This window comes from Bradyrhizobium yuanmingense (assembly GCF_025200905.1).
Lineage (GTDB): Bacteria > Pseudomonadota > Alphaproteobacteria > Rhizobiales > Xanthobacteraceae > Bradyrhizobium > Bradyrhizobium yuanmingense.
Map to the genome: position 1 here is coordinate 5,674,654 of NZ_CP104173.1, position 20,375 is coordinate 5,695,028.

The following is a 20,375-nucleotide window of genomic DNA, read 5'->3' on the forward strand; positions in this document are numbered from 1 at the left end:
AACTAGAGTTTTGCGCTCTTATCACGTTGGCGGGCTGGTTTGGCCGGCGTGATTTTGCAGCAAAATCGGCGGCCGATTGCCGATGGCTCCATGGGGCCGCTCCTCGTTGTAGTATCTGCGCCAAGTCTCCACCTTTCCCGGGCGTCCGCAAGCGACAGGAACCAATGGGCATTGAGGCATTCGACCCGGAAGCGGCCATTGAACGCTTCGATAAAGGCGTTGTCGGTCGGTTTGCCTGGGCGTGAGAAGTCCAGAGTGACGCCGCGCTGGTAGGCCCAGAGGTCGACGTCACGCGACACGAACTCGCTGCCTTGGTCGACGCGGATCGTCGCCGGGAAGCCCACTTCGTTGCAAACCCTTTCCAGCACCTCCACAACATCGGTGCCGCGGAAAGTGAGCCGCGGCTCCAGGGCGGGCGAGAAGCAGGAGAAAATATCGATAATCGTGAGGACCCGGAGCTTGCCACCATTTGCCAGCTGGTCATGAACAAAGTCCATCGCCCAGGTCTCGTTGGCGCGCGTCGCTGGCCTGCGGTCATCGCGCAGCTTGGCCTTGACCCTCCGCTTCGGCGATTTATTGCGCAATTGCAGGCCCAATTCGCGATAGATGCGACGGGTCTTGTTCTGGCCATGACGCCATCCCTCGCGGCGGAGCAGGACGTGGACGCGGCGATAGCCGTAGCGAACGCGAACATGGCAGATCTCCTTGATCCGAGCTTCGAGGGCGGCCTGGCCGGAGCGACGAGATTTGTAGTGGTAGGTCGAGCGATCGAACTCGAGGGCCTCACAAGCCTTGCGGATCGAGACCTGCCACTCACCACAAACCTCCATCGACGAGCTTGCGCTTCCGACCAGGCTTCATAGCTTTCGGCGGATCACGTCCTGCAACATCTCCTTGTCGAGCGACAGATCGGCTACCAGCTTCTTTAGCTTGCCGTTCTCCTCCTCGAGCTGCTTCAGCCGGCGCATCTCGGTTGGCAGCAGACCGTCATACTTCTTCTTCCAATCGAAGTAGGTCGCCTGGCTGATCCCGGCCTTGCGGCAGATCTCCGCCACCGCGACCCCGTCGCTGCCCTGCTTGAGAATGAACGCCTTCTGGGCGTCCGAAAACTTCGAGGCCTTCATCGTCGTCGCTCCTCCCAGCCGAGAGATTTACGCAGCGAAAACTCTAGCCAAAAATGGTCCAGTTTGCCGGCCTCAGGTCACTCGCGTTCTGTGCCGCATGCGTCGTCAGGACCATCAAATGCAGCTCGTCGGCGAGGTCTCGCATATCGTAGGCTTTGTTGGTGCCTAGCGTGTCGCCGTCGTCCGGTCAGCACGAGGCTCAATCATTGGCAGCCAGACCCCCGCTCGGCATGCCGGTCCGCCTGGGGCAGGCAGGTGCCGACCAGCAGACCCTGTAGTTTTCCGCCCGCCGGTGCCACTGGAGCAGCTTTCGGCTCCTTGCTTCTACCCTTACGATACGACGTTCGCTTGGGTGTCGTTCGAGCGTTCTGGCACGGGAGGGCGGCATCGGCATTGCGGCCGCGGCCTTGCGCCGGCGCCGCGTCGTAGCCTTCCTTCCGCTTGACAATCTTCGCGGAGCCAAGTGTCGATCAGCGTGTCAGAGAGCTGATCACTCCATAGAAGCTGCCTCAACCGGGTCCGCGCCAGTACAGCCGTCGGCAACTTGGCGTCGATGTGGCGTTCCAGCAGCCGGTTGCGGCTCCTACACTGGCGAAACAGCGGGTCCTATCCCAGCGCTCCATCGGAAGCTTCTCCGAGCGGACGTAATAGAACACCTGCACCAGCAGTCTCCGCGCAGCTCCTCCGGCGCGATTCGACGGCCTCCCGATCGACGAATAGAGCGCGGCACACTCGCGGCCCATCGGACAGCGCTTTTTACAATCGTCCGGATCGCTGGCAGCAGACGATCACGTCGTAGTCGCGCACCTATCTCGGCGCAGCTGAACAACTCGCCCTTCGATTTCGCCAACGCAGGCACCTTCTCCGAATCTTCGCACCTTCTGTTGATGCGATAGCCGAGGTGCGCGAGGCAAACTCTTCGACCTCGACCCTCGGTTAGACTCAGGAGGGGGCGCAGGCGATTCAACGCCATTCCAGGAAGGATCTTGGAACGCTGATGAGGTGCGCCGCAGTCTTTCCTTACTAAGATGGCGCCATTCACGTGCCCGTATAGTGTTCGACCTGGGGGCACTTGACCACGTCCGTTGCGGCGGCCAGCTCAATTGTGGTGCAATGTGCGCTAATGTCTCACAGATGACGGCGCGCCGAAGTTTGGCGTCAACCACCGGCAGCCGGGCATCGTTTCGCGCGGTATGCTCCTGGGTATCGAGGGGCCAAAGGGAGTCCAGCGGCCGCCAGTGGGCTACGCGATCCGCCGAGTTGATGATCTGAACGCCGCATTGGAAAAGTCAGAAGAAGCGTCGGTAGACTGGGTTGCCTGTCACCGCACTCGCTGAATTGGCTCCGCTCAAGAGCTGACGGGCTGGCTGGCCCTTGAGATGCGGCGCTCGTAAAGATCGCAACAGGTTGCGCCGTCCGATATTGGGCACAGCCCTAATTCACCTTTGCTCGGCCGTGATGTAGGAATGCCACACGGAGGCGGCATGACAAGGCCATGGGCTGCCGTGGGTTCACCGCCGTCAGATACAATCTTCGGAGGCGCGTGGAGCCTTAGTTGGTTTCGCAGATTTTCAGCAGACCAGTGATTCAAGGTGCCGAACATCTGCAAGAACAGCCAATCGAGACTACAACTCGACTGCGGAGCTCATACACTTCTTTGGTCTTCGTTTCCTTCCTAACGGACGGGGGCGCCGGTCGGATTGAATACTTCCGCAAGCAGACGGCGATGATTTTCTGCGGCTCAATACAAAGAAGCCAGATGCCCGATGGACCTAGGCTATCACGACGCGCCTTCGCCATCATCTTCTGGCTCTCAATGGCTACCGCGATTGGCACTAACGGGCCGCAGTCAGTGCTTCCCTTGATCGGCCACTCGATTCGCATCGCAGATTTGATGGTGGCGGTTATTTTCTCGCTCTCCTTCCTGTTATGGGCTGTGGCCTCACCCTTCTGGGCTCGTCAATCGGATCCGCAGCGACGTAAGCCGCTCATGATCGTACCTTGCCGTTGTTGTGGCTTCCAAGACATTCAGTGCCCTCTTGGTAAGTGCGGGCCTGACGGGCCTCGCAACTGCCACGATTGGCTTTGAATTCTTTCCGCGCCAATCGTGCGATCTTTGGATTCTTCGGCGCGGCCTTAACCCCGGCGAGTCAATCCTATATCGCGGACGGCACCTGCCGCGCTCAGCGCACGCGATGAATGTCGAGCTTAGCTCGGGCAACTAGCCTTGGCACCTTGGTGGGTCCGGTGATAACGCCGCTCTTCAGCATTGGCATCCCTGAATTCGCCGGACCGCTGTACGCCTTTGCCCTGATCGCCACGGCAATGCTAGTCATCGTCGTTGCTACCTAGATGAGGCGCCGATCTGGCGGTGAAGCCACCGCTCCGGATTGATCAGCGGTAGGCAACCGCTGTGGCTCGGCTCTCGCTTTGCTCCGTTCAACGCTCACGCTTTCCTGCTCTTGGCCTGCCGGAATGCGCTCGCACAGACGGTGGGTTTCCCGACCATCGACAAACGAGGTCGCCAGTACCGTCGCTAATTTACTTGGGCTCTGGGCTCTGATCCTAATATTTCGCACGCTCCCTAAAGTCCTGCAAGGGGTGCCGGACTGGCCTCGCTCGGCAGCGTCCCGATCGCCCGCTCGCCAGACGATTCCACAGCTATCGTGTGACATGCTCTTGCTAGCGTTCGGCCTCTACTTGGGCCCGACCCGGCTTCCTTTCTCAACTTTTTGAAAATACGCCGGCATCAATACTGCAGCATCCACGCGAAGAACCGGTAGCCATGTCTTAGGTTGATCCTGAGGCATCGCCGCGCTCAGGCCGCTCCGCCGAGCCTGCTCACGACAGCAATGCCGGCAGGCGGGCTGACCGTAGGATGATGGCGGCTCCGAGGATCGTCGGTCTGCCAGCAGAGCAGGCAATCAATCCCGCCAAAGGCGACCGAGTCCGCCACAGAAACAGCATGGACCTCGATAGCCTACTCTTTCGAGGCGTGCTTTTAAGCTGGCAAAGTCGACGGGCTGCCTTACGTTCGATTATTCCGCGCACTCGGCGATTCTCAACTAATCGATGGTATACGGCTCCCGGCCCTCGTCGTCCGCGACAGCATAGTTGTCACGCGGTTGATCAATCTGATTTCGATGAACTGGACGGCCCCTTTCAGCGTGGGCCATTTCGACTGTCCCTTGATCCGTATTCCTGCCGCAAACTCGCTTTCGATCTCGATCGCGCCGCCGCCAGCTTGATACTTGACGCAACTTCGTTTTAGTTCGTCCTTTAATGTAAAGATAACCAATGACTCAAAGATCTCCGGTTCGCGTGCGCGTGGCGACTCCGCTCGAATTTAGAATTCAATGACAACGAAGATTTAAGTAAATAATTAGATACTACAGAGGAATTCGAAAACATGGTCGAGCCGCCGTGGCAGTATTTCATGACCATGATCGGGATAAATCAAAATATTCTTCTTCCTGGTGATCTTGTTGTAGGCTGCGAACTGTGAGCTCGGGGGGCTGATACTGTCCATCAGACCGGTGACCATAAGCACCTCGCCCTGAATGCGAGCCGCCAAGTGCTGAACGTCAATATACCCTAAGCGGCGGAACCACTTCGCAATGTGTTCATGAGTTGGATCAAACCGGCGAAAGAACGTCCGAAGCTCCTTCTTCCAAAAATCCGACCTCTGGTATGCGTCCTTCGCGACATCCATTTCCCAAGCACGTTGATAATCGCAAAGAAGCGGATATGTCGCCGCCGCACGGCATATCCGCGGCTCGAGCGCGGCGCAGGCCAAACTAAGACCTCCTCCCTGCGAGCCGCCCTCGGCGGCTACCCGCTCGGCGTCCACCTCGGGCATGGCCATCACGATTCCCGCAAGTTGGACCACATCCAGGAAAATGTCTCGAAACAGCAGCTTTTCCGGGCCTTCATACAAACCGCGGACGATGTGCGCATGAAGGGTGTTGCCTTTCACTCCGCCCACGTCCTCGGACAGTCCTCCCTGGCCTCGGCAATCGAGTGCGGCGATCACGAAGCCGGCCGCTGCAAGCGGCAAGTGTCCAATCCAGTCGCCGCTATTTGAGCTATAGCCATGAAATCGGACCACGGCCGGAGCCCGCTTCGGAAATTTCTTAGGGCGTACAAGCTTCGCATGAATCCGCGCGCCCCGTACGCCAGTGAAGAACAGGTCAAAGCATTCCGCGAAATCGACCTTGAAAGGCGCTGGCAGAAGTTCTGGTTCTGGATCCACCGAACGCATTTCCGCCAGTGACCTATCCCAAAAGGCATCGAAGTCTTCCGGCCGTGGGGTTCGGCCCTGATACTGTTGCAGTTGCGCCAGCGGCATATCAACGAGCGGCATGAGTGAGGTATCCTCCAGTGATCGAGTTCCTGAATCGAAAGCGGGTCAGGCTGAAGCTCAAGGCTATCCGATCCGCGGTCTGAGAGATCGGCAAGTCCTGAGAGATGCCTTCAAGAATTTGCATGAGCTCGGCACGCGGTCATTCACTCTTCACTCCCTGCGGCAGGGCGGTGGTCATGTAGCTCGACTGTCATGGCGCCCGCGAACACCGCCTCCTTCCTTCTGACGGTGGTGGCCGGACCGCTTGCTCGACGGTATTGAGCGCAATCTCGACGCGCCCCTCGGTCAGGAGGCGCTAAACAGCCATGTGCTTGGATGTTGCATAGCGACTCGCACGGGCCAGTTTGGATTTGCCGGACGGGACGGTTAGATCTCACTAGGAGATCGCAGACCGTTGCACCGATGGTAATGACCTTTTCCGCCGCAGCTTCACCAGCGTTGCGGAAATCCGGTCGATATAGACTTCGATCTTCCACAGCGCAGTAATGGCCGCGGCAGCCATCGTCGTGACGACCTGCGTCGTTTAGCTGAGAGCTCTCGTTGACGACGCAATGTGTCGTCAGCGCTAGAGTTCTTGAGCCGCTCACAGGCGTGCCGCCGAAAGAGTGGCTGACGCCCTGTCTAACGCCAGCGTCGATCGCCGACGGAGTGCAATAGTCATAAGTCGGTTACCAGTGAATCGTGCTTTTGAGCTCTCTGCACGAAAACTGAACGGATCGATTTACGCTGTTGCATCAGATCAAGGCCATTGTCTTGCAGCATCAGCGAACCGATTTCGATCTTTTTATCCTCAATGAGGAGCTGCAGCGGACGCACCGCCCCGCGTAGCCCTTGCGATCTGATAGGATTCGAGCGCCTCCCGCGGTTCCAGCGCTTACCCAATTAGGTTCGCTGACTCAAATGCAACCGCTGCCGTCGACATACAAAGCTGATGCCTCCTTCTCAATCGCACTTCGGATTGTTTTGTCTCTTGGCAATTCAGGTAATGTCCAATTTGTATCGACTTGGCATCGTGATAGGCGCCATCACACAAACCGCTTCGGGGGGATACTGGCTGTTGTAAAACGCGTATACTACGGCGCATCGTTCCTGACCCAATTCATAACGTTGGTTCGGCACTTTGTGACGGCGAAGATCTCTACCGGCCTGCATCGACCGCGGAAAATTGATCCTGTCGTGCCTTAGCCCCCCACGCTCCGGCGATTGAGCGGGATGGAGCAAGGCTCGCAGGGAGTTTTTGGTGCCGCATCGATTAGATCGTAGATTTGGTCCGCCATGGACGCCAACTACAATGACAAACGGTTTGCTCGTGGTCTGATTTCTGAGAGGGGGCATCGCCCCTCAATCTACAGTCTAGCCTTTCGTCAGGGCAGGTCGCCCCATCATGTGCTGCGCAGTAGCTGTTAGCACGAACCCAGCCGGCCCGTTCGCCCCCCTATCAGAAAGCAGCGGTTTCATCTTCAAAAAGCGTCGGTATAAGCTGCGGCGCGCATTCGATAGCGCACTCATCCGAATGAAAGAATAGGCGGACCACCACCTGATAAGACAAGCTCGCGAAGCATTCTCGCCCTGTTTGCCTCGGCCGCTCTCGCATGGCGGATACTTTGAAGCGATTCTAGGCGAGCTGCTTTCGCCCCTGTCGGCATTAGGCTGGACATACTGCCAGACTGGCAAGAAACGTGAATGTCAAAACAGATACCTGCGTTGACTGGCGTCCGATTTATCGCTGCGGCAAGCGTAGCATTGGCTCATGGCGGTAGCTGGTTCTTGGGAGGCAACTGCTTGACATTCGATATCAGTGTCGGGGCACTCGCCTCGCTAGGGATGTCCGTCTTTTTCACTCTGAGCGGTTTCGTCATACAGTACAACTACGGTAGGGCGATTGCGAACAGCCCGCGGAACGCTATCCCGGAATTCCTAGTGGCACGCGTAGCGCGAGTCTATCCGCTATTTGTCATTCTTTTCCTCGTTGAGCTGCTAACCGGGCCGATGGTGTGGCACTGGCTTCTAGGAACACCCGGAGTGGTATTTTCGTGGCACATTGTGCCATTTGAACTTGGAATGGTTCAAAGTTGGTTCTTCGCGAACGTGGCAGGCGTCCCGCCCATCCAACAGTATGAGTCCGTAGGAATCGTCAGTTGGTCGGTCAGCACCGAATGGTTCTTGATCTTGCTTTTCCAATCGTTTGCCCGTTCCTTTCACGTATCAGAACCGTGCCCGGTTCGCTTCTGTTCGCGATTGGAGCAGTAGCGGTCGAATTGGGAATAGATGTTGGGGTTTTGATACTTCAGAGCCGTATCAATCTCTTTGCGATTCACTCCTATGGGACGGAGATGGCTCTGCCGAATGTGAAAAACAGCCTCGTGTTTTGGATTGTGTACTTCGCCCCTTTTTGTAAGCGCTTAGCCGTCACCCTATTGATGCGGGCTTGACGCTTTGCGGAATCGCCACGGCATGAGGTCTTCGATCCTGCTGTGGGGATGGCCGTCGATGATCGCCTCGAGTGTTTCGGCGATGTAGGCAGCAGGGTTTACGTCCTTGAGTTTGCAGGTGGCGACGATCGAGGCGAGCAAAGCCCAGTTTTCCGCCCCGATTTCATGTCCGGCGAAGAGCGCGTTTTTCCTGGTCAAGCAGATCGGCCGGATGGCGTTCTCGACCGGGTTGGTGTCGAGCTCGAGACGCCCGTCTTCGAGGAAGCGGGTCAGCCCCTGCCAATGATTGAGCGCATAGCGGATATCCTCGGCGAGCGTCGAACCGCTGGAGATCATCGACAGCTGCTTCTCGAACCAGGACCTCAACGCGGCGACCATGGGCAGCGAGTGCTCCTTGCGCGCGGCCAGCCGGATGTCCGGCGATGCGCCGCGCACCATGGCTTCGATGGCGTAAGCTGGGCGATGTGCCGAATGGCGGCCTCGGCGATCGGCGACTTGCTGTTGCGGGCCAATTTCACAAAGCGCCGGCGCAAATGGCTCCAGCAATGCACGAGCGTCCAAGGCCCTTGCGGTCGAACGACTTCGGTCATCCGGTCATATCCGTCATAGGCGTCGCATTGCAGGTAGCGTCCGCCAAAACCGTCGAGGAACTGCTCCGCGAAGGCGCCGCTGCGACCGGGGGCATATCGGAACAACACGATCGGTGAACTTGGACCGCTGTGGCCACGGTCGTCTGACGCGATCGCCCGGAAGTAGCCTTTCCTCGTTTGACCTCGCCCCGGATCAAGCACCCGTGCCGTGGTCTCGTCCATGAACAGGCGATCCGCCATGGCCAGGTGGCGGCGCATGTGGTCCGCGATGGGCTGAAGATGGAAGCAGGCGCGGCCGGACCAGTTGCCCAGAGTCGCCCGATCAAGCCGCATGCCTTGACGCGCATAGATCTCGGCCTGACGATAAAACGGCGTGTGGTCGCCAAACTTGGAGACGATCACATGAGCGATAGCCGCTTCGGTCGGCAGCCCGCCGGGCACGACGTGTTCCGGTGCGTGCGCCTGCGCGAAAGGGCCCGAGCAGCGGCGACAGATGTATTTCGCGCGGCGTGTGACCAGCACGCGCCATTGCGCCGGGATCACGTCGAGTCGCTTGCTGACGTCCTCGCCGATCTTCGTCATGGCGCCGCAACCGCACGGACAGAGCGTGCTCGCAGGCTCGATGATCCGTTCCACTCGCGGCAAATGGGCAGGCAGACAGCCGCGATTGCGATGGGAGCCTCGATCCGGATCGCTGCGCGATCGACCCTGGATGACCTTCTCGGCTCTTTCCTGCGCCGCGTCCAGAATGCCTTGCGCGATCTCCACGTCTTCGAGCGGCAAATGGTACTGATCTGGTCGTAGCTTCTCGGATTTCGAGCCGAACTTGTCGCGTCGCAATTCGCCGAGAATGACCTCCAGCCGACGCCGCGCTTCCTCCGATGCCGCCAGTGCCCCCTGATGCTCGCTCAAGACCGCCTGCGTTTGCACCAGAAGCGCCTTTAGGCGTTCGTTTTCGTCGCGCAGTGTCGCGATGCTCATGCGCTATTTCGAGCACATCGCCGCCGCCCGTGCCACGATCAAAATAGCTGCCGAGTCATTCTGCCGCAGTTATCCCGCCACCTGCGGGCGCCGTGCTTCTTCCGGGCGGACCAATCTCCAATCCAGCCCTTCGAACAAGGCAGCGAACATCGCCGGCGACTTGCGCATCACTCCGTCCGCGATCGTTGGCCAAACGAACTTGCAACCTTCGAGGCGTTTGTGCACCAACACCAGACCCGTTCGATCCCAGACCAAAATCTTGATCCGGTCCGCTCGTTTCGATCGGAACACGAAGGCTGCGCCGCTGAACGGATCGAGACGAAGCATCTCCTGTACCTTCGTCGCAAGCCCGTCGTGGCCACAGCGGAAGTCGATCGGCCGCGTGGCAACGTAAATCTTCAGATCAGCACCGGCCGCGATCATCGTGACGCTCGCACGGCACGGATCACCCGGGATAGCTGGTCAGCATCTATGGCTGTGTCAGTCCGCAGCACGACATCGCCGATCGCAATCTCAAGCTTGACCGCCGGAGCCTGACGCTCCTCCAACGCATCTTCCACAACCAGCGGCGCAAACGTTGGTGGAGACGCTTCGCACGGCGGCAACATACCTCGCTGTCGAAGCCGCCGTCGCCAATCGTAGACCTGCCAGCGCGTCACTCCGTGCTTGCGCGCTACCTCGGACACCTGAACGCCGAGACTCTCCGCGGCGATCCGAGCTCTCTCAGCTTCCGACCGCACACGACGTCCTGACGGCCCTTCAAGAATCTCCAGCCGGCTCACCGACCCCGCTGATGAGCCGTCCAAATAGACGTCCTTTTTGCTGTCCAATCCCATCCGAAGCCTCCGTCCTAACCGGAGGCTTCTTCGCACAGCCATCCCAGTCCCGAAGCAAGGGTTCCCGCTTAGCGCTTACCCCTTTTTGCAGGGTATGGGAGTTTTTTCTCGGCTGCTCTTTGGCGAAGCTCCATGAACTGTGGTTGGCTCAGGATTACCAACCATCTCGAGTTTTTCTTGATTCAGTCGCAGGAATCGGCCTTGCTGTGATATTCTCTGTGTTTTGGAGTGCTGCTCATAGACCGCCAATCGGTTTACAAATGAGTTTGTTCGATATTGCACGCAACAATATCGCTCTGTCGGCGCCGGCTGCGCTGATCCTTATTGCGGCTGCCCAGCCCGTCAGTACTGCAGGACGGTTGTTATCAGCAAGATGGCTTGTCTTCCTGGGAGAAGCGAGCTTTGGGCTCTATCTTGTACACTCGGTTGTCTACCAACGTCTTCCGGTGGTGCGTTGGAGATCGAATAGCGAACTATTCGGCCATATCAGTGCGCTCGCATTGGCTTTCACGGTAGCTGCTTGCGTTGCTGTCCTGCTGCATTTCATCTTTGAGGTGCCCGCACGAAAACTCATTCGTCGGAGCTTTCAAGCAGCATCGGCAATGCGGCGTCGGCACTTGATTCGTTGGGGCACTTCGGGCTTCGTCGCGCTCATGGTTGCGGCGTTAACGTATGCGACCGGGGCCGCAACGGGAGACCCCATTACGCAGGAAGGTATTTTAATTGTCGCCGGCACTTATGGCGGAAATTGCGGTATCATCTCGGTCCGTGGAAACGCCACGCATGCGCTTGCCGCAGCATGTAATGGCAGGGATTATTGTACATTCAAAGTGAAGGTGGAGGAGATCGGTGATACTGCTCCGGGCTGCGCGAAGGAGTTCACGGCAGTTTGGATCTGCAAAGGTGAGCGGACGATTCGGTCTAGCTCGGTTCCTGCGGAGGCCGGGTTGGACCCGACCTTGCAAGTCTTCTGTAACCACTAGCTGTGAGCTTTCAGGAGGTTGTCCATCCGGTCCGGAACGAGGAAGCTGAAGTTATCGAAGCTTTAGCCAATCCCCGGAGGACCGAATGGACACCCATAAGAATGCGCCTCTGACGCCGAAAGGTCGAGAGGCCATGGTGCGGAGCGTGATCGAAGGTGGGTTAACAAAGGCGGCAGCGGCGCTCCAATTCAACGTTTCAGCCAAGACTGTCGCCAGGTGGGTCAGACGTTTCCGCGCGGGGGGTGTCGATGGGTTGCGTGATCGCTCCTCACGGCCCCTTTCATTGCCGAGCCAAACCCCAGCTGCCACATGCGCCGAAGTCGAGGTGTTGCGCCGGCAGCGCCACACGGGCAAGCAGATCGCGTCCGAAGTCGGCATCTCGCCAGCGACCGTCAGCCGTATCCTGCGGCGGCTGCGATTGAACCGATTGCGCGACCTGGAACCGGCCGAGCCGGTGCGGCGCTATGAGCGCGAACATCCCGGCGAGTTGATCCACATCGACATCAAAAAGCTCGGCAAGTTCAATCGTGTAGGTCATCGCATCACCGGCGATCGAATGGGGCAGAGTGGCTTGCGTGCCCGCGGGGAAGGGCCTGGCTGGGAATACGTCCACGTCTGCGTCGACGATGCTTCCCGGATCGCCTTCAGCAAGGTCATGAAGAGCGAACGCCAGGGCTGCGCCGTCGCCTTCCTCAAAACCGCGATCGCTTACTACGCAAGCTTGGGCGTCACGGTCCAGCGGGTGATGACCGACAACGGGTCTTGCTACAAATCCTTCACCTTCCGAAGAGCCTGCAAGCGCCTCGGCGTCAAACACATCCGCACCAAACCATACACGCCGAAGACCAATGGCAAGGCTGAGCGCTTCATCCAGACCAGCCTGCGCGAGTGGGCTTATGCCCGTGCCTACAACACCTCAAAAGAGCGAGCCGACGAACTGCCAAGATGGCTTCACAGCTACAATTGGCACCGCCCGCATGGCAGTATTGGCTCGATGCCACCGATAAGCAGACTCGCCCTGACCAGCAACAACCTGTTGAGGCTCCACATCTAGCTGGCGCTTTTCGGCACTCCCGAGTAGCGCAGGCCGCAGCTAGCAGGCTCGCGCAGCCAGGTCTTTGACGGAAAAAGAGCAGTTTCGGCTTGATTAAGTTCGGTGCAGCTTCAGATTCGCCCTCGTGCCCTGCGCCTAGGGAAGATGTGGTCTGTGCGTCAGTCTCAGCAAAATTGATCAGGGTCCGGCCGAGCCGTCCCCTTGGTGGGCTTGAGATCGCCGGCCGCTGGACGTTGTCCCCACCTAGCCAGTGAGCGTATCCATTCGGCACGCAGGGTTAGCGCTTGAGCAGTCCTGGGTTCTCTTTGTAGAACCTGATCAGCTCGATGAGGTTTTCGATTCCGGAGTCGGTGAACGCCTGGACGCCGTCTTCTCCGACTCCATAGACCCAGATGCCGCCGTCCTCGATCTCCATCTCGATCGAGATGTCGCGTAGCCAATCTTCGTCTTCGCCAAGGTCCCTCGCGACTTGGGTGATGGTGGTGACGTGAGGGACCTTGTAGAATAATTGGCAAGGACGGGACTGATCACGCCGCCTTGGGGGTGCCCTCGCGAGCGGTGATCGCTCCATCTTTGCCTTGCATCGGCGCTATTAGCCAGCGTTCGATGTAGAGCCGAGCCCATTCGTCTTGCACATGCTTCCTAACGGCCTTCATGAGCAGCTCGTGGCTGATATCGTCGAACAGGCCTTTGATGTCGAACTCCAGCACCCAATCCATCTTCCAGCACCGTTGCCGGGTGACGCCGACGGCGTCCAGCGCGGATTTTCCGGGCCGCTAGCCGTAGGAATCGGGAAGGAAGATTTCCTCGAATACTTGGTCAATCTGCAGCTTGACGACCGTCTGCGCCACGCGATCTGCTACTGTCGGCACGCCTAGAATGCATTGTCCGCCGTTCTTCTTGGGACTGGGGACAGCCCGAACGGCAGGTGGAAAGTGGCTGCCAGAAGACATTCGATTCCAGACCTTGTAAGGGTTGCCCCTCAAGTCTCTCTCAAAAGCTTCAAGCGACACCTTATCGACGCCGGCCGCGCCCGCATTGGCTTTGGCCAGTTTGTAGGCCTTAACCACTGTCTGCTTGTCGATGTTGTACTGCTTACGTCCGGTTACACTCACATGTCCTCCTGCTCATCACAGTTGCATCTGGGCGCAACCCACTTGTTTCGGCCCCTTCGCTCCAGTTCCATTACAGCACCTTCACCACTACTACGAGCCGATCCGTCCCAGTGCTGTGCTTCGGTACTCTCGTCTCGCGGTGTGCGCCGCTTGAACTTCTTCCTTAGCATCACAACGACTGGTTCTTGCAGTTCTCTACAAGAGCCTGTATCCAGATCGCGTCCCCTAAACGCCGGTCGCCATCTGCGCAGTAATCCAGGCGCCTCACGGATTGATCTCAGGGATGGCACGCGCCCCTAATTTTGGCGACGCCTTAGTAATTTTCGACGCGTCATCGGAAGATTCGCCTTCGCTCGCCTTCTGGATACTTACCTGCCCCGTAAACCCGGGACTTTTGCAACACTTGCTGATGACCGCGCCTTTTAAGCGAAGCCACAGTGTCGTGGTTTTACATCTGCGCCTGGAACGCCGATGCAGGAGGGCCGTCCTCCATCTCTCATAAAGCTGTACGCATCAAATTCGGTTATTAACCTCCTTCATGCTCTGCAGCACACCATGCCAGAGAACCTTGACCAGATCGCCGTGGCAGCCCCGGAAGATATAGAGATCGCCGGCATGCGGATCGCGCTTCAAGCTTTCCTGAACCGCAAGCGCCAGGCTTTGCATGCCGCAACGCATGTCGGTGTGGCCAGTGGCGATGCAGACCCTGACGCCGCTCGGGACCGGGATCATCGTCGTCGCCGGAGCGAAAGAACCCGCTGCAGCACCTCGCCGTCGAGCGTCTCGGTCAACGCGAACACAACAGCCACTGCCAAGCTCGATCTCGATCTCGATGATTCCCGCCCTTAAGGCTACGCAGACGGTGAAGGCAGCAGTTGTGGCGTGTCGCTCGAGATCGGAGCCGCCACCGGTGTGATCTCGACGGGAACGAGAGCTGGCACGGAATCTCCGCCCAGTCGCCCTTGGCGTGCCTGTCGACGCATGCCGGCGCGCGACGCCCTGCAACGTCTCTTCGACAAGGCGAACCTTCTCGTAACTCCATCGCCGCTGACGCTCGGCCCAACACATTGACCTGCATTCGCCACGTGACCTTAAGAGCTAGACTTAAGGTATCAAATCCCCGGGCCGCGTCTAGGAACTACGAAGGCGGTCGCCGCCGCAGGGGTGAGCGTGGGGTATTTGCCGCCTCATTTTATTAGTCAGGCCGCAAGATCGTGCCGCAGCTCGCCGATGTTGCAACCATCCTCTTCAAGAGCTGCCTGCGCGGATTTTCTCGCCTGTTTATGCAGCTTCATTCTACATTGCGGTCGATCCTACGGATGCAGGCCTTAAAATGAGGGCTGATCGGCGACTTGGACCCCGTTGCATCTATGAAGACACAGACTGCGTCCCCCGTCCCGATAAGATTGCCGTGCCAAACGGCGTAGTTTTGCACACAGCTTGTCGTCCCGATCCTCGATGTTCGCGCGGTGATGAATACACGATCGCCGAGCCTCAGGCCACGTTCAAAGTTGAAAGAGAGCGAGCGCACGACCAGAGTCTGCTTGGTGTTATCTGGCCAGTGCCCCATAATATCATAGAAATATCGTATTCGAACTTCCTCGCACCATTTCAAAAAGGTCAGATTGTTGACGTGGGAATTGCTGTCGACATCCGACCAGGCCGTCTCCTGCGTCACGCCGAAGTTCCAGTCGCCCTCGATGCCGAAGATGCGACGGGCCGTCGGGGAAAGTTCGTTACATGGCCTTTCCAGAGAGAGCGTCATTTACATCCTTGCTGAAATGAAACCGTTGAAGATCTCGTGACCTACAGGTAGCCATTCGCCGTCCAGCCACCATCGATTGTCATGGTCTGCCCGGTAATGAAGGAGGAGCGGTCCGACGCGACGAACGCGACCAACTCCGCGATTTCGGTCGCGTTTGCAAGTCGTCGTAGCGGCGTTCGCCTGCGCAGTGCACTTTCGTCGAGCTTGCCCTCGGCGACGAGGTTTTTTACGAGTTCGGTGTTTACATAGCCTGGCGCAATCGTGTTGACCCTTATGTTGTGATCCGCCCACTCCAGGGCCAACACTCGAGAAAGCATGTCGACTCCGCTCTTGGTCACGCAATATCCCGCCCGCACTGGCCCCGCGACGCTGCCAAACATCGAGCCTATGTTGATGATGTTGCCACCGCCTTGCGGGATCATGTGTTTTGCAGCCTCCCGTGAGCACAGAAAGGTGCCGGTGAGGTTCACTGCAATCGCTTGGTTCCACGTAGCAAGAGTGAGGTCCAGTGCCGGCGCATTGCACGAAATGCCTGCGCTGTTGACGAGCACGTCGATGCGCCCAAGTTTCTGAGCGATGCTCTTCATGGCTTCCTCGACATCGCGCTCCTCTGCGACCGATCCACAGAAAATGGACGAGTGAGTAGCGACGCAAGCTGATGCGCGGTCTAACGCCTCTCGATCCAAGTCGAACAGGCCAATGACGTAGCCATCCAGTGCCAGTCTTTGGGCAATGGCCAAGCCAATACCCGAACCAGAGCCGGTGACAACAGCAACCTTATTATACATCGATATCGCATCCCCTGCATGGCTCACGGGCACGTTCCACCACCGATGCGAGACTCCATGACGCTAAGCCGTTCGGTCGGCCCGAGCCGGCGAACAACGAGCTGGGGTCCGCTTGCTTTCTTGACGATCGACAATCGAGCGACTGCCCTTCCTTCAAACGAATAGCCTGTAAGGATTTTCTATCGTTTCGCGGAACATACCCAACCATTCACTTCCATTAAGACGATCGTTCGTCGTTTGATCGAGCGACAGGTCGCATCTGACCACGCTGGCAAGCACCAGATCATCACCTCTCGCGACCGCGCAGCGCTTGCGACCGCCTACTGACAGCATGAGTGCCCGGCCAATCCCAAAGATCGAAAGAGATACGCTACCTGCATCGTATACAAACACTGTAAACACGTCGATCTGATCGTCCCCTACGCCAGTCGCACCTACATCGACGTTTTCCCGCGCGCGCTGGATCTCGGAGGAGAGTGCGCTCACGGTCTTGTCTGCAGCGTCGGCGATTATTATCCTGCGAAACCCTTGGGCTGTCCTATCAACGACGGCAATGTCGCTGGTGCGGGCAGCCCCGGAGTGCGCCATAACAACAGCGGACGCGCGAACGAAAAGATCAGAAAACGATATCTGTCCATTCGCTGGACGTGTTGCATTTATCTCATCGAGTAGCGACATCAGCGCGTCGACTTCGATTTCTGTCTCGTAGCGAAATTGAGGTTCAGCCACGCCTCGTGAGCGCGCTGCTTCCGCGCTTGGGATAGCAGCATGGTTCGCTGTTCGGTTCGAGAGCGGCTCCGGTGCTGTTCGGCTGGACGTCGAACCAAGCGCGGCGCACGCCGCTTGCACATCAAGCTTCACAATTCGCCCCCGTGGACCGCTTCCGGTTAATCCAAACAGATCGATCCCGTTCTGGACGGCGATGCGGCGCGCCAGCGGTGAGGCGATAATCCGTGATGAGCGAGCGCAGGATGGGGCAATTAAGGATGGCGCAAACGCAGCGGGAACGAAACTTGAAATGTTGGTCGCCACAGTAGCGTCCTGCGAGTGCAAAACAGCGATCCTCTGATGGACCTTAGCGCTGTTACCTGGCTCGACAAGGATTTCCTTCAGGTGTCCTGATACCTCGGCAGTCAGCTCGACGATCGCCTTATCGGTTTCTACTTCGGCAATGGGTTCGCCCCGCTTCACCTCGTCGCCGACTGATTTGAGCCATCTCGCGATGACGGCCGACTCCATTCCAGCGGAAAGGGAAGGCATAACGATATTCATACCGAGTTTCCGCGTCTCACTCAGGCGACTGCCGGCAGCCCCTGGGCGACGAGCATTTCCTTGAGAGCAGTCACAATATCGGCAGGCCGTGCGCAAGCTGCCGCTTCAAGCACTTTCGAAATGCTTGGCGAAGCCTCAGCCCCGTGTACGCGCTGGATTGGCTGGTCCAACCAATTAAACAGGCGTCGCTGTGCCTCATCTGCAAGCCATCCACCATAAGACGTTCCCAACGCTCCCTGCTCGACGATCAAGAGATTGTTGGTCTTGCGCACAGACGCTTCGATGGTTTGCCAATCTACACCAGCCCGATCGAGGCTGCGGAGATCTATGACCTCCGCATCAATCCCATGATCATGTGCGAGCTGTACGGTCGTGCGAACCATCGAAAGATAGGTGAGGATCGTCATGCGACTGCCGGTTCGGACGATCTTGGCTTTGCCAAACGGAATGTAGAAGTCAAAGTCGTCTGTAGGAGCAGAACCCGTAGAATTGTACAAGTCGACATGTTCCAGAACCAGAACTGGGTCATTGCACAGGAGCGCAGAGTTCATAAGTCCGACATAGTCAAACGGCGTTGACGGCGCCACGATCCGCCAACCTGGGGCAGTGGCGAAGATGCCCGCCGGATCCATCGAGTGCTGCGATCCATAGCCGGCGCCCATGGCCACCTTGGTTCTCAACACCAGTGGCATCGCATTCTCGCCGCCAAACATGTGACGCGCCTTGCCGATCTGGTTGAAGACCTGATCAGCGGCGACCCACATAAAGTCTGGATACATGAACTCGATGACTGGGCGGATACGCCCATCCGCCGCCATGCCGCCGGCAAGACCGGTGAATGCATTCTCGCAAATCGGTGTACCTAAGCATCGATCAGGATATTTTTGTGCGAGGCCGCGCGTTGCGCCATTCGTCCCGCCTTTCAACCGATGGATATCTTCTCCCATCACTACGATACGTGGATCTGTCGCCATCCTTCGGTCCATGACATCAGCAATTGTATCTACGAACTTAACACCAGCTTTCAGCTGACCTCCAAACGTCTCCTCTTCCTCGAAGCGGATATCATCGAACTCTTCAAGCTTACCGCGCACCCCGAAATCCCGGAAACTCTCATCTGGCCAAAGTGACGAGACGATTTTTCGTTTTCCCTCAGATGTCTCGATCAATTCGGATGCGATAGCGTCCATCATCTCAAGCGCCTGTTCGCGAAGTCGCGCAATAGCATCTTCACCGACGATCTGACGCTCGAGCAGATGCTGTGCAGTCTGCACCAGTGGATCACGCGCGCGCCATTGCGCCTCCTCCTGCTTCGTGCGGTAACCGAAGGCCGACCCGGGCAATGCACCATTCTGGTGGAAGAAGCGGTAGACGTCTGCTTCGATTATGGTGGGGCCGTGACCTGCCCTCATATGTGCGTTGGCTCCTTCGCTAGCGAGATAGACCCCGAGAGGGTCCATGCCGTCGACCTTGAATGATGATATGCCAAATGCAAGTCCGCGCGAAGACAATCTGATTTCTGCGGTTGATTCCGCTACCGTTGTCGAGACCGCGTATCCGTTGTTCTCGATGAAGAAACAAATCGGCAGCTTCCAAGCCGCCGCGATATTCATGGTCTCAAGGACTGAACCGATATTGACTGCGCCATCGCCGAAGTAGGTGTACACCACATTACCAGTGTTCAGATGGCGATGGACCCATGCCGCGCCAGCTGCAATTGGAACGCCGCCACCTACGATGGCATTGGTGCCAAGGTTGCCTGCCTCTGACCAACGCAGATGCATCGAACCGCCACGACCTTTGCAGAAGCCTTGGGCAAGCCCGAGGATTTCGGCGAGCGTTCGTTTGGCGAGATGTCGAACTTCCCCGCTGAACGGTGCTTGGGGATCGATACCGTCCTGCTCCACGAAACAAAGTGCCTTAGCAAGAAACTGGTGGTGAGCTCTATGCGAGCCATTGACTTGGTCACCTTTCCGCATAGCGATTGCCGAACCGACAGCGCCGCCCTCCTGTCCAATGGCGGAATGTGCCGGACCGTGAACGAGCCCTTGAGCCGCTAGTTCCAGCACCTTCTCTTCGAAGGCCCGGATCAAGTGCATCTGCGTCAGCATCGTCGTGCCAAGTTCAGGTTTTAGTGCGGCCCAATCATCCCGGCACGCCCTGATCTCTCGCCAAGGCGCCAGTGGCTTGAGATCCTTATATTCCGGCATTTCCTGTCCCCTAAACTGACGCAGCAGGCTGAGGGCTGGTGCCTCAGCTGGCGATATAGAGCCCGCCATTCACATGCAGTGTCTCGGCGGTAATGAAGCTGGCGGCATCCGAGCAAAGAAAAGCCACGGCTTGGACAACATCCATGGACGAACCGAAGCGCTTCAACGGTGTTTGTTCAATCAATTGGGGACCGTGCGCGGCGATAAGCGACGAGACCATCGGCGTTTGGATGAGGCCGGGAGAGACCGCATTCACCCGGATGTGCGGCGCCAGTTCAATCGCCAGCGTGCGTGTCAGGGTTAACACGCCGCCTTTAGCGGCCGCATAATGACTATGCTTGAGGCTACCCTTGTGGCCAGCCATCGACGCGATGGTTACGATAGCGCCACCCTCGCGCAAAAGGGGTCTGGATTCGCGGACAGTGTAGAAGACGCCGTCAAGGTTGACGCGAATGAGCTGAGACCACTCGGCGTCCGTCATCTCGGAGAGCGCCTGCTCCAGGTAAAGCCCAGCACCGGGGATTAGAAAGTCGATACACCCGAAGGTCTTCGTAGCGAGCTCAACGACCAGTTCCGCCTGCTGCGAAGAAGAGACGTCATGAGGCAGCGCGACGACCCGGTTTCCTTCAGGGTCAAGCCGTTTAGCAGTTGCCGCGACGGCCAAGAAGTCACGATCCGTAAGAACCAGATTGGCGCCATAGCGGTAAAAAAGCTCCGCACAAGCACCCGATATTCCGCCGCCCGCGCCGGTTATTAGCGCTGTTTTGCCTGAGAAAGCGTATGACATGATCCACTCGAGAGATCGTCGTAAAATTCAGAGCCATACGCTGCGAGAACGCGTGCTGGTCTCGGAAGCGTCAGC

General features: G+C 58.0%; 14 protein-coding genes and 2 pseudogenes. 2 read left to right on the forward strand and 14 right to left on the reverse strand.

Going from position 1 to position 20,375, the window contains the following annotated elements; all coding sequences use genetic code 11:
• Positions 1 to 21: 21 nt before the first annotated feature.
• From N2605_RS26420 to N2605_RS26445, 5 genes and pseudogenes are all read right to left on the reverse strand, one after another.
• Positions 22 to 1,124: pseudogene (locus N2605_RS26420) on the reverse strand (IS3 family transposase).
• A gap of 3,382 nt (positions 1,125 to 4,506) precedes the next feature.
• Positions 4,507 to 5,487, reverse strand: coding sequence for an acetylxylan esterase (locus tag N2605_RS26425; RefSeq protein WP_260343681.1), 981 nt, complete (start codon positions 5,485 to 5,487; stop codon positions 4,507 to 4,509).
• Between the two features lie 2,414 nt (positions 5,488 to 7,901).
• Positions 7,902 to 9,490, reverse strand: a pseudogene (gene tnpC, locus N2605_RS26435) (IS66 family transposase).
• A gap of 69 nt (positions 9,491 to 9,559) precedes the next feature.
• Positions 9,560 to 9,913 carry an IS66 family insertion sequence element accessory protein TnpB gene (gene tnpB / locus N2605_RS26440; protein ID WP_260343684.1) on the reverse strand — a complete coding sequence of 118 codons (354 nt, stop codon included), beginning with the start codon at positions 9,911 to 9,913 and terminating at the stop codon, positions 9,560 to 9,562.
• On the reverse strand, positions 9,910 to 10,368 hold the full coding sequence (locus N2605_RS26445) for a transposase (protein ID WP_311735328.1): 459 nt from the start codon (positions 10,366 to 10,368) through the stop codon (positions 9,910 to 9,912). Before N2605_RS26445 ends, tnpB (N2605_RS26440) begins: the two co-directional genes overlap by 4 nt.
• Here N2605_RS26445 and N2605_RS26450 point away from each other — a divergent pair.
• Both N2605_RS26450 and N2605_RS26455 read left to right on the forward strand, forming a co-directional pair.
• Entirely contained in the window at positions 10,284 to 11,309 is a 1,026-nt protein-coding gene (locus tag N2605_RS26450) for an acyltransferase family protein (RefSeq protein ID WP_341850355.1), read from the forward strand. The genes N2605_RS26445 and N2605_RS26450 overlap by 85 nt on opposite strands.
• An 85-nt stretch (positions 11,310 to 11,394) precedes the next feature.
• Positions 11,395 to 12,363, forward strand: a complete 969-nt coding sequence (locus N2605_RS26455; protein ID WP_260343687.1) for an IS481 family transposase — start codon at positions 11,395 to 11,397, stop codon at positions 12,361 to 12,363.
• 277 nt (positions 12,364 to 12,640) lie between these two features.
• On the opposite strand, the gene N2605_RS26460 is transcribed toward N2605_RS26455, so the two are convergent.
• The 9 genes from N2605_RS26460 to N2605_RS26500 all read right to left on the reverse strand — a co-directional run bounded on the left by N2605_RS26460 (position 12,641) and on the right by N2605_RS26500 (position 20,300).
• Positions 12,641 to 12,778, reverse strand: coding sequence for an SH2 domain-containing protein (locus N2605_RS26460; RefSeq protein ID WP_425248816.1), 138 nt, complete (start codon positions 12,776 to 12,778; stop codon positions 12,641 to 12,643).
• 112 nt (positions 12,779 to 12,890) lie between these two features.
• Positions 12,891 to 13,082, reverse strand: a complete 192-nt coding sequence (locus N2605_RS26465) for a hypothetical protein (RefSeq protein WP_260343688.1) — start codon at positions 13,080 to 13,082, stop codon at positions 12,891 to 12,893.
• A gap of 57 nt (positions 13,083 to 13,139) precedes the next feature.
• A complete protein-coding gene (locus tag N2605_RS26470; protein WP_260343689.1) occupies positions 13,140 to 13,478 on the reverse strand; it encodes an RNA-dependent RNA polymerase family protein in 339 nt (112 codons plus the stop codon).
• 513 nt (positions 13,479 to 13,991) lie between these two features.
• Entirely contained in the window at positions 13,992 to 14,210 is a 219-nt protein-coding gene (tnpB, locus tag N2605_RS26475; protein WP_260343690.1) for an IS66 family insertion sequence element accessory protein TnpB, read from the reverse strand.
• Between the two features lie 559 nt (positions 14,211 to 14,769).
• Positions 14,770 to 15,243, reverse strand: a complete 474-nt coding sequence (locus N2605_RS26480) for an acyl-CoA thioesterase (RefSeq protein ID WP_260343691.1) — start codon at positions 15,241 to 15,243, stop codon at positions 14,770 to 14,772.
• 41 nt (positions 15,244 to 15,284) lie between these two features.
• Complete coding sequence (locus tag N2605_RS26485; protein WP_260343692.1) at positions 15,285 to 16,031, reverse strand: SDR family NAD(P)-dependent oxidoreductase; 747 nt, start codon at positions 16,029 to 16,031, stop codon at positions 15,285 to 15,287.
• Between the two features lie 153 nt (positions 16,032 to 16,184).
• Complete coding sequence (locus tag N2605_RS26490) at positions 16,185 to 17,303, reverse strand: biotin/lipoyl-containing protein (RefSeq protein ID WP_260343693.1); 1,119 nt, start codon at positions 17,301 to 17,303, stop codon at positions 16,185 to 16,187.
• Positions 17,304 to 17,323: 20 nt separating this feature from the next.
• Positions 17,324 to 19,513, reverse strand: a complete 2,190-nt coding sequence (locus N2605_RS26495; RefSeq protein WP_260343694.1) for an alpha-ketoacid dehydrogenase subunit alpha/beta — start codon at positions 19,511 to 19,513, stop codon at positions 17,324 to 17,326.
• A 43-nt stretch (positions 19,514 to 19,556) separates the two neighbouring features.
• Positions 19,557 to 20,300 carry an SDR family NAD(P)-dependent oxidoreductase gene (locus tag N2605_RS26500; protein ID WP_260343695.1) on the reverse strand — a complete coding sequence of 248 codons (744 nt, stop codon included), beginning with the start codon at positions 20,298 to 20,300 and terminating at the stop codon, positions 19,557 to 19,559.
• Positions 20,301 to 20,375 lie beyond the last annotated feature (75 nt).